11 protein-coding genes and 1 pseudogene are annotated in these 14744 nt (G+C 58.5%); 4 read left to right on the forward strand and 8 right to left on the reverse strand.

What is annotated here, in order from left to right:
• Nucleotides 1-6: 6 nt before the first annotated feature.
• Nucleotides 7-1512 carry an aldehyde dehydrogenase family protein gene (locus ACZ1HJ_RS18835; protein ID WP_472720160.1) on the forward strand — a complete coding sequence of 502 codons (1506 nt, stop codon included), beginning with the start codon at nucleotides 7-9 and terminating at the stop codon, nucleotides 1510-1512.
• 48 nt (nucleotides 1513-1560) lie between these two features.
• Nucleotides 1561-2949, forward strand: a complete 1389-nt coding sequence (locus ACZ1HJ_RS18840) for an NAD(P)/FAD-dependent oxidoreductase (RefSeq protein WP_472720161.1) — start codon at nucleotides 1561-1563, stop codon at nucleotides 2947-2949.
• 105 nt (nucleotides 2950-3054) lie between these two features.
• Here ACZ1HJ_RS18840 and ACZ1HJ_RS18845 read toward each other — a convergent pair whose 3' ends face one another.
• From ACZ1HJ_RS18845 to ACZ1HJ_RS18875, 7 genes are all read right to left on the reverse strand, one after another.
• Nucleotides 3055-4023, reverse strand: coding sequence for an ABC transporter permease (locus tag ACZ1HJ_RS18845; protein ID WP_472720162.1), 969 nt, complete (start codon nucleotides 4021-4023; stop codon nucleotides 3055-3057).
• On the reverse strand, nucleotides 4016-5134 hold the full coding sequence (locus ACZ1HJ_RS18850; protein WP_472720163.1) for an ABC transporter permease: 1119 nt from the start codon (nucleotides 5132-5134) through the stop codon (nucleotides 4016-4018). The genes ACZ1HJ_RS18845 and ACZ1HJ_RS18850 overlap by 8 nt, the downstream gene beginning before the upstream one ends.
• Nucleotides 5131-6156 carry an ABC transporter ATP-binding protein gene (locus ACZ1HJ_RS18855; RefSeq protein WP_472720164.1) on the reverse strand — a complete coding sequence of 342 codons (1026 nt, stop codon included), beginning with the start codon at nucleotides 6154-6156 and terminating at the stop codon, nucleotides 5131-5133. Before ACZ1HJ_RS18855 ends, ACZ1HJ_RS18850 begins: the two co-directional genes overlap by 4 nt.
• A gap of 20 nt (nucleotides 6157-6176) precedes the next feature.
• Nucleotides 6177-6698, reverse strand: a complete 522-nt coding sequence (locus ACZ1HJ_RS18860; RefSeq protein WP_472720165.1) for an ATP-binding cassette domain-containing protein — start codon at nucleotides 6696-6698, stop codon at nucleotides 6177-6179.
• Between the two features lie 7 nt (nucleotides 6699-6705).
• Entirely contained in the window at nucleotides 6706-7710 is a 1005-nt protein-coding gene (locus ACZ1HJ_RS18865) for a BMP family lipoprotein (protein ID WP_472720166.1), read from the reverse strand.
• 56 nt (nucleotides 7711-7766) lie between these two features.
• Nucleotides 7767-8609, reverse strand: a complete 843-nt coding sequence (locus ACZ1HJ_RS18870; RefSeq protein ID WP_472720167.1) for a 2OG-Fe(II) oxygenase family protein — start codon at nucleotides 8607-8609, stop codon at nucleotides 7767-7769.
• Nucleotides 8610-8821: 212 nt separating this feature from the next.
• Nucleotides 8822-9727, reverse strand: coding sequence for a ribokinase (locus ACZ1HJ_RS18875; RefSeq protein WP_472720168.1), 906 nt, complete (start codon nucleotides 9725-9727; stop codon nucleotides 8822-8824).
• 265 nt (nucleotides 9728-9992) lie between these two features.
• On the opposite strand from ACZ1HJ_RS18875, the gene ACZ1HJ_RS18880 reads away from it, so the two are divergent.
• Nucleotides 9993-11696: a S41 family peptidase gene (locus ACZ1HJ_RS18880; protein WP_472720169.1), complete on the forward strand. Its 1704-nt coding sequence runs from the start codon at nucleotides 9993-9995 to the stop codon at nucleotides 11694-11696.
• Nucleotides 11697-11835: 139 nt separating this feature from the next.
• Nucleotides 11836-13947 carry a N,N-dimethylformamidase beta subunit family domain-containing protein gene (locus tag ACZ1HJ_RS18885; protein WP_472720170.1) on the forward strand — a complete coding sequence of 704 codons (2112 nt, stop codon included), beginning with the start codon at nucleotides 11836-11838 and terminating at the stop codon, nucleotides 13945-13947.
• A 35-nt stretch (nucleotides 13948-13982) separates the two neighbouring features.
• On the opposite strand, the pseudogene ACZ1HJ_RS18890 reads toward ACZ1HJ_RS18885, so the two are convergent.
• Nucleotides 13983-14715, reverse strand: a pseudogene (locus tag ACZ1HJ_RS18890) (proteasome-type protease).
• Nucleotides 14716-14744 lie beyond the last annotated feature (29 nt).

Consider the following 14744-nt stretch of genomic DNA (forward strand, 5'->3'; position numbering starts at 1 on the left):
GGCCCCATGGCTGATGCACTGACCGCCCGCTATTTCCTCTGCCCCGGTTATCACGCCAGCGCAGGGCAGGTTCACGACGTCATTGACCCGGCCACGCTGAGCACGGTTGGCCAACGTGCCGTGGTCACGGAGGATGAGCTCTCCACCGTTCTGACCCGCGTGAACGCAGCGCAGGTGGATTGGCAACGCATGGACGCTAAATCGCGCGCCAAGTCGCTTCACGATCTGGCGCACCGGATCGAAACCACCGATCTGACTGACTGCGCCGTCCTGATGAGCCGTGAGATGGGCAAACCCTATCCTGAAGCCATCGGAGAGTTGCAGAATTGCGCGCCAATCTTTCGCTACTACGCGGAAATGGCGCGGGACGAGGCGGGCAAGATCGCGGGCACGACGCAGGCCGGGTCGTTTCAGTTTGCGAAATACGAGCCACTTGGCGTCTCGGCCCATATCATACCGTTCAATTTTCCGGTCTTGCTGATGTGCTGGACGGTTGCGGCCTCATTGGCCGCGGGCAATGGCTGTGTTGTCAAACCGGCTGAGATTACAACGCTCTCCACGCTGGAGTTCATGCAGGTCTTTGCGGGGCTTCCTGGCGATCTGGTGGCGTGCGTGCCTGGCGGCGCGGAGCTGGGCAAGGCGCTCGTTGCCAGTGATCTGACCCATGCCGTGGCCTTCACCGGATCGGTTGCAGCCGGACAGGCGGTTGCCGCGGCCGCTGGCGCCAAGATGAAACCGGCGATCATCGAAGCCGGCGGATCAGACCCGATGATCGTCAGCGCACATGCCGATATCGACGTGGCCAGCGCCGGGGCTGTCACCGGGGCGTTTCACATGACCGGGCAGGTCTGCACCTCGACAGAACGGCTCTACGTGGTCGACAGCATTCACGACCAGTTCGTTACTGCCTTCGCGGCTGAAACGGCCCGGCTGCGGATTGGCAATGGGTTGGAAAAGTCCGAGATCGGCCCGCTCAGCAGCCAAGCCGCCCGCGACAAGGTCGAGCGACTGGTTGCAGATGCCGTTGCCAAGGGCGCGACGGTGGTCTGCGGCGGGCGAATTCCGCCCGAACATCAGACCGGCTGGTTTTATGAACCCACAATCCTGACCGACTGCACACCAGATATGGACCTGCTGCACGAAGAGTGCTTTGGCCCGGTGGCCGCCATCCTGCGCGTGCCGGATTTCGACGCGGCAATCGACGGAGCCAACGACACGAAGTTCGGGCTGGGCGCCTGTGTCTTCACATCCTCGCTGGACGAAGCGCATGAGGCGCATGAACGGCTTGAGGCGGGCATGGTCTGGATCAACAATCCCCTGATCGACAATGACGCGTTGCCCTTCGGTGGCTGGAAGGCATCCGGCATGGGCCGAGAACTGGGCCGTCAGGGCCTTGATGCGTTCCGCCGCGCCAAAATGGTGATACTGGACCACAAACCCGTCCGTCAGGATTGGTGGTACCCCTACCCCGATGACTGGTTTCTGGATGCGGGTGGACGGAAACTTGTCTGACGGAAGCCAGATTGCCACGAGGTTGAAGCGATTGGCGCGCGTGCCGTCGTGACGACCCTGACGCCCTATGCCCGAGCTAGCACGACCCCCTATTGGTTTACGACAGTGCCCCAAGGCAAGACCTGCGCCGCGTTGGACACAGATGTCAGTTGCGACCTTGCCATCATTGGCGGTGGTTTCACCGGACTTTGGAGCGCATTGCAGGCGCGACTACATTTCCCGGATGACACCATTTGTCTGGTCGAGGCGCGTCACTGCGGTCAGGAGGCCTCGGGCCGCAATGGCGGATTTTGTGCGCCGTCCATTTCGCATGGCGTGTCCAACGCCTTGGCGCGCTGGCCTTCTGAGGCCGAAACCCTGATCCGCCTGGGTCGCGAAAATCTGGATGCCTTGGAGCAAGACCTTGAGGCATTTGACATTGGCGCAGATTTCACGCGCGCGGGCAAACTGAGCCTTGCCGAAACCCCCTGGCAACGCGAGGGCCTCGAGACCACGGCGGCGCATTATGCGAGGTTTGGTATCGACTGCCACTTGCTTGAAGGCGGCGCGCTGCGCGAAAAATTCAACAGCCCAGTCTATGACGCCGGGTTGTTCGAGCCAAATTATGCGTTGGTGAACCCGTGCAAACTGGTCACCGGTTTGCGTGACGCGTGCTTGCGAAATGACATCCGCATATGCGAAGAAACACCTGTCACTGCGCTGCACGAAACCGGCTGTTCCCTTCGGCTGGAAACACCGGCGGCCACCATCACCGCCAAACGTGCAATCATGGCCACCAATGCCGCCGTTCCGCTGTTGCCAGAACTGCGGCAGACGATCATCCCGGTGTTTGACTATTCTCTGGTGACCGAACCGCTGACAGATGCGCAATTGGAAAGTATCGGCTGGACAGGCCAGCACGGGGTCGCAGACAGCGGAAACCAGTTCCACTACCTGCGCAAGACTCAAGACAACCGAATTCTCTGGGCAGGGTTTGATGCGATCTATCACTATGGCAGTCGCCGCGACGGTGAATTGCTGCAACGCGAAGAAAGTTTTGCCCGTCTTGCGGCGCAGTTCGCCACCGCCTTCCCATCGCTTTCAAACGTGAAATTCGACTATAAATGGGGCGGTATCATCGACACGTCTGCGCGCACGACGTTTTTTGTGGGCACAGCGTTTTCTGATCGCGTGGCCTACGCAATGGGCTTTACCGGGCAAGGTGTTTCCGCCAGCCGGTTCGCCGCATTGACGATGCTCGACCTGCTGCAAGGTATCCAGACAGAGCGTACGGATTTGCAGATGCTCCGCCAAAGACCGGTGCGCTTTCCGCCTGAACCTTTTCGTTCGCTGGCCATTCACATGGCACAAAAGGGCCTGGCGCGAGAAGACCGAACCGGACGGCGCGCGCTGTTTCTGCGTGCATTGGACAGGTTCGGCGTTGGTTTCGATTCCTGAATGCTGCGCCACATGACTGGCAGGCTGGATGTCCCACAAGGCCGGTATTCCCTTGCGAGAAAATCTGGCTCGCCTTCACGCGACCGGCCTCGGCGCGCACGAACCTCACTTATGGTACGGCTGGCCGATGGCTTTGGGCGGGCTGGGCGTGCCGATGAACCCCGCCAAAAGCAGGACTGTCAGCACATAGGGCAAGGCCAGCATAAGCTGGGTCGGCACCTCACCAATCAACGGCAGATCAACGCCTTGTAACCGCGAGGTCGCAGCCTCCAGAAACCCAAACATCAGACAGGCCATGAAGGCCGTGAGGGGCCGCCAATTTCCGAAGATCACGGCTGCCAGCGCGATATACCCTTTGCCCGCCGACATTTCGCGCACGAAGTTGCCGCCCTGGGCCACCGAAAGATAGGCCCCCGCAATGCCGCAGAACACACCGCCAATCATCAGCGCGCGGTACCGCAACCACGTGACGGACACGCCGGCGCTGTCCACGGCTTCGGGTACTTCACCCACGGCGCGCATGCGCAGGCCAAAGCGGGTGCGATAAATGATGAACGCTGTCAGAGGGACCGCCAGTAAAGCGATATAAACCAAAAGGTTATGACCTGAAATGAGCTGGCGGTAGATCGTGCCAAAGACAGGGATGGCATCCAGCGTTTCCGTGCCAAACCATTCAACCGGCTTGAACCGCGCGTCCCGCGGCAGCGTCGGTGTTTGCCCACCCCGCCGAAAGAGTGCAATGCCGATCACAACCGTCAGACCAGAGGCCAGAATGTTGATGGCCACGCCCGAGATCACCTGATTGCCTTTATGTGTGATGCAGGCAAACCCATGGATCAAGGACATCATCACACTGGCCAGAATGGCGCATCCCAACCCCAAAAAGGCCGACCCAGTCAGGGCCGCAACCGCCGCCGCAACAAACGCGCCGGTCAGCAGCTTCCCCTCTAGCGAAATGTCGATCACGCCGGAGCGTTCCGCAAAGATGCCCGCCATCGCGCACAGGATCAGCGGCGTGGCGATCCGAAGCGTTGCGTCGAAGGTCAAGAGGAGCTGGTAGAGAAAATCAGCCATGCGCCACCTCCCGCGGGGCCCAGAAGCGGGCAATCAGTCGCGCCAGAGGTGGGTTGAACATATAGACCAACGCCCCTGAAAAGAGGATGATCATGCCTTGGATCATCAACACCATTTCGCGCGTGATGGACTGAAACTCGAAATCCAGTTCCGCGCCGCCTTGATAGAGCGCGCCAAAGAGCAGCGAGGCCAGCAGTATACCAATCGGGTGGTTCCGCCCCATCAAGGCTACGGCAATGCCCGTGAACCCATATCCCGCCGTGTAGTTCAGGATCACCCGGTGGCTGATCCCAAGGATTTCGTTGGTGGCAAGCAAGCCCGCAAACCCGCCGGCGATGGCCATGGCGATGATGATGGTGCGCGCCACGTTGATTCCGGCGTAATGCGCGGCCTCCGGGTTTTGCCCCACGGCGCGGATGGCAAACCCCAGCCGTGTCCGCCAGATCAGGAACCAGAAGAACACCAGCGCGACGAGTGCAAGCAGAAACGATGCATTCAGCGGTGTGGCCGCAATATCGATCCCCAGACCGCTGAGCATGTCATGCATTTTGGGCAGGTAACTGCCGGCAGGCAGCGGTTCGGATTGCGGCGATTGTTGACCAGGCTCCAGCATGGGACCCGCGAGCAACCACACCATGATCGAAGCCGCAATGAAATTGAACATGATCGTGGTGATCACGATGTGACTGCCGCGTTTGGCCTGTAGATATCCGGGGATAACGCCCCAACAGGCACCCGCCAGAGCCGCCCCTGCTATGGCGATCGGCAACGCGACGATGCCGGGCGCCGCCCCCACGGCAAAGGCGGCCACAGCAGCACCGAGCCCGCCCATATATGCCTGGCCTTCACCACCGATGTTGAACAGCATCGCGTGAAAGGCCGTGGCGACCGCAAGCCCCGTAAAAACGAAATTTGTCGTGTAGTAGAGCGTGTAACCCAGACCGCCTGAATAGACGAACGCCCCTTTGAGCATCACACCAAGCGCTTCAATCGGGTTTTCCCCAATGGCCAACACCACCAGACCACATACGAAAAGCGCCGCCATCAGGTTGATGATCGGGAGCACGACAAGATCGGCCCAACGCGGGAGCGGGGGAACAGGTTTGCTCATGCGGGCGTTGCCTCGCGCTGCTCTCCGGCCATCATCAGGCCCAGTGTTTGTCGGTCTGCCGCCGCGCGGTCCACAATCCCCACATTCTTGCCATCGCAGAGCACCATGATCCGGTCAGACAGAGACATGATTTCATCCAGCTCAACACTCACCAACAGGATCGCACATCCCGCATCCCGCAGGGCCAGAAGTTGCTTATGGATGAACTCGATGGCCCCCACATCCACGCCACGCGTCGGCTGACCAACCAGCAACACGACCGGATTTGCAGAGAATTCGCGCGCAATCACGATCTTCTGCTGGTTGCCGCCGGAAAAGTTCTTGGCAAAGTGGCGCGGTGCATCCGGGCGCACATCGTAATCCCGCATTTTTTCGGCGCAATTGGCTTCGATGGCGGTTTGATCCATCAGCAGGCCGGTCCCCGCGAGATCGCTGTCTTGCAGCCCAAGGATCATATTCTCCTTCGCCTCAAAGTGCAGGATCAGTCCGTGCCGGTGCCGGTCCTCCGGAATATGACGCACCCCAAGATCGCGGATGATACGCGGGGTGGTTTTGGTGGCCGCGGTCACATCGGTGCCCAGAATGTTGATCGACCCCGTCGAGAGATGTCGCATACCTGCCAGCACCTCCATCAACTGTGTCTGACCGTTGCCAGATACGCCCGCGACGCCCAAAATCTCACCGGCGCGAACCTCAAAATTGATTTCCTCAAGCTCAACCACGCCCTGACTGTTGGTGTATCCCAGCCCGGTGGCCGAAAATTGCACCGCACCCGGCGTGGCATCTGTCCGCTCGACCTCCAACAACACTTTGCGGCCTACCATCAACTCGGCCAACTCCGCCGGCGATGTTTTTGCCGTCTCTCTGTGCCCAACGATCTGACCCTGACGCATGATATCAACCGCATCGGTGATCTCCATGATCTCAGCCAGTTTGTGGGTGATCAGCAAAACCGAAACGCCCCGATCACGAAGCACCTTGAGAATTTCAAACAGCTGCTCCGCCTCTTGCGGTGTCAGCACGCCCGTGGGTTCGTCAAGGATCAGGATTTTTGCCCCCCTTTCAGCGCCTTGATGATCTCGACCCGCTGCTGCTGGCCCACATTCAGATCTTTCACCAACGCGTCCGGATCGATCCTGAGGTTGTAGCGCTCCGACAGCTCGATAATCCGCTCGCGCGCGGCTTGCCGCCCCTCCCGCAGCATCACGCCCCCTTCCGTGCCCAGCATGACGTTTTCCAGAACCGTGAAGGTCGGGACAAGCATGAAATGCTGATGAACCATACCGATGCCGTGCCCAATGGCATCCGCCGAGGAGCGCATATCGACACGCTCCCCAGCCACGAAAAACTCACCTTCGTCGCAGGTATGCATGCCGTACACGATGTTCATCAGCGTCGATTTGCCAGCGCCGTTCTCACCGATGATCCCATGGATCGTCCCCGGTTTGATGGCCAAATCGATGTCACGGTTGGCGCGGATCAGACCAAAGGATTTGCTGACACCCCTGAGCTCCAACGCATAGGGAGCGGCCACGCCGCTCCCGTCTTTTTTGTCCCCCGACATGTGCGGATCAGTCTACCGGGCAGCTGCTGTCCGAGCGATAGTCATGCACCACGATTTCGCCCGACTTGATCTTGTCTGCTGCCCCTTCGATGGCCGCTTTCATGTCATCGGAAATCAGGGATGCGTTATGTTCGTCAAGCGCCCAACCGACACCTTCTTCGGCAATGCCAAGATTGCGGATGCCGGTGTCAAAGTTGCCATCCATCGCATCTTTCATGGTCTCATATGCTGCTACATCGACACGTTTCAGCATGGAGGTCAGCACGTTGCCCGGCGCCATGTGGTTTTGGTTGGAATCGACGCCAATCGCCAGCTTGCCAGCATCTGCGGCGGCCTGAATGACACCCACGCCGGTGCCCCCCGCCGCCTGATACACAACGTCAGCGCCGCGGTCGATCTGGCTTTGGGTCAGTTCTGCGCCCTTGCCCGGATCGTTCCAGGCCTTGGGTGTGTCGCCCGTCATGTTTTCGATGATGCTTGCATCCGCGTTGACGGATTTCACGCCCTGTTTATAGCCACAAGAAAATGCGCTGATCAGAGGAATATCCATGCCGCCGACAAAACCCACTGTGCCAGTTTCAGAGGCCATCGCCGCAGCAATCCCGACCAGATAGCTGCCTTCCTGTTCCTTGAACGCATATTGGCGCAGGTTTGGTTGATCCAGCCAGTTCACGTCGATAATCGAGAAATTCACCTCCGGGTTGGCCGCAGCCACAGCGTCGATCGCATCCGCCTGCGCAAAACCCACGCCCAGAACCACGGTGGCACCGCGCTGCACCATCTTCTCCATCGCCTGCTGACGCTGGACTTCGTTGGTCACCTCGAATTCCATCACCTCGACACCGGTCTCGTCGGTGAATTTCTTGATGCCGTTATACACACCCTCGTTGAAGGAGCCGTCGAATTTACCGCCCATGTCGTAGATCACGGCCGGTTTGAAATCCGCGGCCAACGTAATGCTGGACACGGTCGCGAAAGTCGCGGCCAGTACGGTTGTCAGTGCTTTCTTCATCGGTGAACTCCTTGTTGAATATGCGGCCGCGAACCGGCCTTTATTGTCTATGTCGTTCAGCCACCCTGGCCGATTTCCTTCAGTCGTTCCTGCAAAAATTCACCGGCGGTCTGATGCGCAAGCTGCACCTCGGGGCGCGGATGCATAAAGAGCGGCAATGAATATCGCGATTGGTTTTGCTGCTTTGGCGGATTGATCACGCGGTGCACGGTGGACGGGTAATAATTCCGGCTGGCCTGCGCCAGCATATCGCCCGCGTTCACGTTGATGTACCCGGTGCCGCACGGAATATCATGCCACGTTCCGTTCACATCCTGCGCCTGCAACCCCGGCTCGGACCCGGTAACCAGCAGGGTGATCAGGTTGATATCGCCATGTGCCGCAGCCCGCACTTCGCCCGGCGCCACGTCATCGGGCAATGGCGGGTAATGCAACACACGCAACAGGTTATCGTCCGATCCGTTGACCATTTCCGCAAAAGGCATGGACAGCTTTTGCGTCACCTCATCAGGCGAGACCTGATCCAGCCAGCCCAGCAATGTCTCTCCCAGACCGATCAGGCTTGCATGAAATTTGCGCGTCACATCCTCGCATTCCGCCGGGACGTGTTGCGATTGATAGACGTGGAAGAATTCCTTGAGGTCCTTTTGCGCGCGGCCCTTTGCATTTTCTGATTTATACCCGAAATATCCTGCCGGATCGCCCGCCGGGGTGGCATCATTCTGCTTGTCATCGCGCGCGAAATAGCCGGACCAGGTGTCATACATCGCCTGGATTTCCGACATGTCGATGTCGTGGTCCTTGATCACGGCGAATCCGGTTTCACGCAGGGACTTGGCAAATCGTTCGGCCGCATCCGGCTCCTTGGGGCTGACGGCCAGAACTTCGAACTTTGCCATGCTTGACGTCCTTTTTTCTTTGTTTTGCCGTTCGCGGTTTTCGCAAGTCTAGAACCTTGATCGCCGCCGCATCAACCCACGTCGCAGCGTCACCTAACGACCGAATCTGCGGGAACAATCGTGGCGGTTGCGATCTGCGACCCCTCCGGAGAATACTCTTGAGGTCCCGCCGTTCAAGGACAAAATACACCGCCACGTTGGTGTGCCCGCCCTTATGCGTTGCGCAAAAAAGCCTCAACCTCATCCGCGCTTGGAATCGCCGCCGCCGCACCTTGACGCGTCACCTGTATCGCAGATGACGCCGCTGCAAAGGCCAGCGCGTGCTTGACATCGCCGCCCTCAAACCGCGCCATGAACGCGCCCAAAAACGTGTCCCCTGCCCCGGTTGTATCAATGGCCGCAACAGTAAAGCTGTCCTGGTGCAAGATGTGCCCGCCGGAGTGCAACTGCGCCCCTTGAGCACCCTTGGTGATCAGCACATGTTCTATCCCCAGATCCCATGGCTCGCGGCCTGTTGCCCGCAACAACGCCTCCGCTTCACCCTCGTTCAAGGCCAGAAGCGAAAGACTGCCAAGTAACGCCTGCACCGCGTCGGCATCAAAGGGTGCTGCGGAATACGCAACCTTCAATTCACGCGCATGGGCCATATGGGCGATGTGGCCCACCAGGTTGGTCTCGTTTTGCAATAAAACCCAATCCCCGGGCTCTGCGCCTTCCAGCGCATGTTCGATCTGGGTCTCTGAAAAGGACTGGTTTGATCCGCCGTACAGGACAATCTGGTTTTCCGCCGCATCGTCGACGAAAATCACCGCATGTCCTGTCGGCTCGTCAACCACTGCGATATCTGCCGTTGAAAGGCCAAACCCGGAAATCTCGTCGCGCAACCAATCGCCGTCCGGGCCAAGACATCCGATATGCCGCACCGCGCCGCCGGATTGCGCAACCGCGATGGATTGGTTGATCCCCTTGCCGCCCAGAAATTTTTCGAACGACGTGCTGGCAAGGGTTTCTCCGGCCGCAGGCAGGTGCGGCATGCGGTACACCAGGTCCAGATTGATTGAGCCAAAATTGAAGATCATCTGTATCTCTGCATTGGATTGAACCATCAGCTTAGCCATGATCGATGGAACATGCGACCCGCAACAAAAACCGCGCGGTAAAGCGGCAAACCCGCAAGACCTGCCGCACAGATACGGCGGGCTATACGGGCCTAGTGCACGTATTTAGAATGGCAAAACCGAAGCTTTGTTTAGCCCTAACGTGACTGGACACGGCACACCTTAGTTTGTCGATTCCCACCGGAAATGATACACTCTGGGTTGTCCGAGGCATTTTTAGCCGGACTCCTTTTTTGTTTAGTCATTAGATAGATGGAATTTCAGTATGAAGCTTAGTGATATTGAAGGTGCGGCCGAAACGCCAGACACCGTTTCCCAAACCGCGGGCATTGTGTCGCTGTCGGATTTCCTGACGACCACCGGCGTTCTGACCGAAGCGCAGCGCCGCGAAATTGTCGAACAGGCGCAGTTTTTGATGGAGGAAATTTACGTCCATCTGCCGCTGAAACAGGCGATGCATGCGGTGGATCCGGTGCAGCGTCTCAAGCTCTTGCGCCGCCGGGTGGGGACGCTGGACGAGCGCCAGTTCCACGACGAGATGATTTCGATTTTCAAAAGCGTTCGTGATCTGCACACGAACTACGTTCTGCCCGCACCCTACAGGGCACATACCGCCTTTCTGCCGTTCCTGATGGAGGAATTCTACGACGACACCGGCACGCGGCACTTCACTGTTTCCCGGATGCTTGTGGGCTTCACCCATCCGACATTTGTGCCAGGTGTCGAGGTGACGCACTGGTCAGGTGTCCCGGTCGAGCGCGCCGTGGCGGAAAATGCAGATCGCGAAGCGGGATCAAACCCGCCAGCGCGCCATGTTCGCGGACTGGACGGCATGACCGTGCGCCCGATGGCGATGTCCCTGCCACCCGATGCAGATTGGGTCATGGTCGGCTATGTGGGCCTTGATAACCAGGCCCATGAACTGCGTTTGCCGTGGCAGGTATTCAGCCCGGATGACACGGGCGATGGCGGCGCTACGGGGACAGGACTGGCCACCGGGGAAGAGATGGATCTGGAATTGGCCTTGGCCATGGGTCTGGACTTGAACATGGAACTGACCAACCGCGCGCGGCTGGAATTGTTCTTTGAAAACACCAAGCATCGGCGCGACAAGGTGCAGGAAATCTACCGTGGCGGGACCATGGGCGAGGAAAGTCTGGAGACGATCGTCGCGGAAACCAGTTTCTTTCCCGACACGTTCGAGTTTCGCACGGTCCAGCGCAATGGAACGGAATTCGGGTATTTGCGGATCCGGACTTTCAGCCAACCCGGCCCCACACAATTCATCGACGAGGTACGGCGGATTCTGGCAATGCTGCCGCAAAACGGTCTGATCATCGATGTGCGCGGCAATGGCGGCGGCATCATTCTGAACGGCGAACGGATGCTGCAACTCTTTACCGATGACACCATCGAAGCCGAGCGGTTGCAGTTCATCAACAACGACATCACGCTCAGGATCGCTGAATCTGCGCTTGGTGGATTTGCAACACAATGGGCGCGATCCATCGAACTTTCCGTTGTGACAGCTGCGGTCTATTCGCAGGGGTTTCCGATCGAACCCGCCGCCAACACAAACGCCATTGGTCGCGTCTACCCGGGCAAAACCGTGGTGATCACCGATGCGCGTTGCTATTCCACAACGGATATTTTCGCCGCCGGGTATCAGGATCATGAAATTGGCCCCATTCTGGGTGTCGATGGCAACACCGGTGCGGGTGGTGCCAACGTATTCACCCATGGCTTGCTCAGGGATGCGCTCTCTGTGACGTCAAATCCGATCTCCGCATTGCCGGGCGGGGCGGATATGCGCTTTGCCATTCGTCGCACCACACGGGTGCGCGAAAATGCGGGCGTGCCGCTCGAAGATCTGGGCGTTGTGCCCGATCATTTGCACCGTATGACGCGCAACGATGTGCTGAACGGCAATGTCGATCTGATCGCGGCTGCCGCAGACCTGATTGCATAATCGCGTTCGAAGGTCGAAACGTGTCGGGCGGTCTGTGCCGCCCGTCACCGCATGTGTCACCTCCTCCGTTAGCCTTGCGGTCGAGCCTCTTTTGGTCTTGGGTAACGTTTCTGTCTGATCACGGGTATGAACGGAAACGATGCTCGACACACCAAAAAACCCGCCCCTTCTGGGATACGCTGACCGCTTGTCAGTCCGGCCCGGTGACGAGCTTGCATTCAAAGTCTCTTCGACCTCATCACACCCCTTTTCGGCCCGCCTCATGCGCTCCATCAGCGCTGATCCAAACCCGAACGGTCCGGGCATTATCGAAGAAGACGCCGCCGAGTTTTTTGCCCCTCTGGAGGTGACGTCGGTCGAGCGGCCTTTCTTTCCCGGCTCCTACGGCATTGCCCGCGCCGAGGTGACACTGCCCGCCAATGCTCGCATCGAAATGTCGGCATTGGTTTTCCCGACCCTGCGGTCTGAACGGTATCAGACGGTCTTGAGCATCGGTGCGTTTGATCTCGGACTGACCCCAGAAGGCACGCTGTGCCTTTGGGTTGATGGGCAGGCCGCGACCACGGAACAACCGCTCAAACTGCGAAAATGGCACCAAATCGCGGTGACGGTCGATGCCGGGTTGGTCACCCTCACGCAGACCACATTGGGCCGCCATTCGCCCTCATCGGTACAGACCAAACTCACGGTCGGCGATGTGGACCATCAGACAGGCAAACCCGTGATTGCCGCCAAAATGCAGGACGGCACAGCAACCCAGCATTTCAACGGCAAGATCGAAGCGCCCGCCATTTCGGTGGATGGTCACCCCCTTTGCGCATGGGATTTCAGCAAAGGCATTTCGACCACGACAGTGCATGCCACGGCGGGCCCGGATTTGGATCTGATCAACTTTCCTGCACGCGCAGTGACCGGCGCCCACTGGGACGCCACCGAAATGAACTGGACGCACAATCCTTCGCAGTATGCAGCGATCCATTTTCACCAAGACGACATCTACGATTTCGAGTGGGAGACCGATTTCACATTCACCCTACCGGATGACATTCCCTCAGGCGCGTATGTCATGCGGCTGGAGTGCGATGGTCAGCGCGACGCGATCCCTTTCTTTGTGTGCCCACCCCGCGGGCACCGCACGGCGGACCTGTGTGTGCTGATCCCAACATTCACCTACACGGTCTATGGCAACCATGCGCGCCCGGATTTTGAGCCCGTCTGGAAGGAGAAATTTGCCGCCTGTGATGCCTATCCGCACAACCCTGCCGAATACCCGCACTATGGTTTGTCGACCTATAACAACCACGCGGATGGATCCGGGATTTGCCACGCATCCTATCGCAGGCCCTTGTTCAACCTCCGCCCCGGTTACATGACATTCGGCGATACCGACTGTTCCGGATTACGGCATTTTCAGGCGGACACGCATTTGCTCAGTTGGCTTCATGCCAAAGGGATCGCATATGACGTGATCACGGATCATGATCTGCATGAAAACGGGGGTGCATCTTTGGCCGGATACAAGGCCGTGACCACGACCACCCATCCGGAATATCACACCGCCCAGACACTGGATGCGCTGCAAAGCTATCGCGATACGGGCGGCAACCTGCTCTATCTTGGTGGCAATGGGTTTTACTGGCGCATCGCCATCCATCGCGAAAATGACAGCCTGCTGGAAATCCGCCGGGCCGAAGATGGTATCCGCGCATGGGCCGCCGAACCGGGCGAATACTACAACGCATTTGATGGCACCTATGGCGGCCTGTGGCGCCGCAATGGCCGGGCGCCGCAGGACCTTGTTGGGATTGGTTTTGCCGCGCAGGGAGAGTTCTTTGGCGATCCCTATCGACGGATCAGCACCGACCCTGCGTTTGACTGGGTTTTTGAAGGGATCGAAGGCGACATCATCGGAGATTTTGGATTTTCGGGAAATGGCGCCGCCGGATTTGAGTTGGACCATATCGACTACCGGCTGGGATCACCCGAAAACACGGTGTTGCTGGCGCGCTCAGCGACCCGCGACGCAGGATTTGTACTCGTCCCCGAAGAACAGCTGACACATCTGACCAATTTATCCGGTGGGCCGGTCCGCGATACCCTGCACGCCGATATGATCTGGGCGGACTATCCCGGCGGTGGCGCTGTGTTTGCAACCGGGTCCATTACCTTTTGTGGTTGCCTGCCATGGAACAATTATACCAACAACGTCTCGCAACTTCTGCAAAACGTGTTGACCAAAATGCTGGCCTGAGTGGGCGAGCACGCGGCGGTCGCCGATACCCGGCCTTAGACGGAATAGCTGGGCAGCTTGCGAAACGCGTCGCGGAGCGCCTCGCCCCAATCCGTTGAGATGGTTTGAAAAATCTCGTCAGACGCTTCGATACGTTTGGTGCGATCTGATGAGAACAGAATCCGTCTCGTAGATTTCAACGTCAAATGGCAGGCCAACACCAAGATTGGCTTTGACCGTGGAGTCAAACGAGATCAGCAACAGTTTCAGGGCATCTTCAAAACTCAAATCCGGGTCGTACGCGCGCACCAGAATGGGCTTGCCGTATTTCGTCTCACCAATCTGGAAAAACGGCGTGTCATCCGTGATCTCGATGAAATTACCCTCGGGGTAGATCAGGAAAATCGTCGGTTGGCCGCCTTCAATTTGCCCTCCAACAATGACCGAGGCGCGAAACTGATCTTCTGACGTCTGTCCATTCGGGCTGCTGGAGGCAATCACTTCCTTCAAGGTCGTGCCGACCAGCCGCGCGACCTGAAACATCGTCGTTTGCTTGAGAATACTGGGGTCGCGGTCTTCAGCGGATTTGGAGCGTTCTTCGAGCAGGCTGATCATGGACTGTGTTGTGGCAAGATTGCCCGCCGTCATGATGGTGATCTTGCGCTCACCCGGCACGGTCCAGGTGAACATCTTCCGACTGACCGAAAAATTATCAACCCCCGCGCTGGTGCGGGTATCAGACATAAACACCAGACCGCTGTTGATGCGCATGCCAACACAATATGTCATCGAAGTTCGCCTTTTGAATCGGTTTGCGC

This window comes from Roseovarius sp. JB2-10 (assembly GCF_055693585.1).

What these genes read in the sequence shown, in the direction of transcription:
- ACZ1HJ_RS18835 (WP_472720160.1), top strand. Translation starts at nt 7, where the DNA reads ATGGCTGATGCACTGACCGCCCGCTATTTCCTCTGCCCCGGTTATCAC.
- ACZ1HJ_RS18845 (WP_472720162.1), bottom strand. Translation starts at nt 4,023, where the DNA reads ATGGCTGATTTTCTCTACCAGCTCCTCTTGACCTTCGACGCAACGCTT.
- ACZ1HJ_RS18850 (WP_472720163.1), bottom strand. Translation starts at nt 5,134, where the DNA reads ATGAGCAAACCTGTTCCCCCGCTCCCGCGTTGGGCCGATCTTGTCGTG.
- ACZ1HJ_RS18860 (WP_472720165.1), bottom strand. Translation starts at nt 6,698, where the DNA reads ATGTCGGGGGACAAAAAAGACGGGAGCGGCGTGGCCGCTCCCTATGCG.
- ACZ1HJ_RS18865 (WP_472720166.1), bottom strand. Translation starts at nt 7,710, where the DNA reads ATGAAGAAAGCACTGACAACCGTACTGGCCGCGACTTTCGCGACCGTG.
- ACZ1HJ_RS18870 (WP_472720167.1), bottom strand. Translation starts at nt 8,609, where the DNA reads ATGGCAAAGTTCGAAGTTCTGGCCGTCAGCCCCAAGGAGCCGGATGCG.
- ACZ1HJ_RS18875 (WP_472720168.1), bottom strand. Translation starts at nt 9,727, where the DNA reads ATGGCTAAGCTGATGGTTCAATCCAATGCAGAGATACAGATGATCTTC.
- ACZ1HJ_RS18880 (WP_472720169.1), top strand. Translation starts at nt 9,993, where the DNA reads ATGAAGCTTAGTGATATTGAAGGTGCGGCCGAAACGCCAGACACCGTT.
- ACZ1HJ_RS18885 (WP_472720170.1), top strand. Translation starts at nt 11,836, where the DNA reads ATGCTCGACACACCAAAAAACCCGCCCCTTCTGGGATACGCTGACCGC.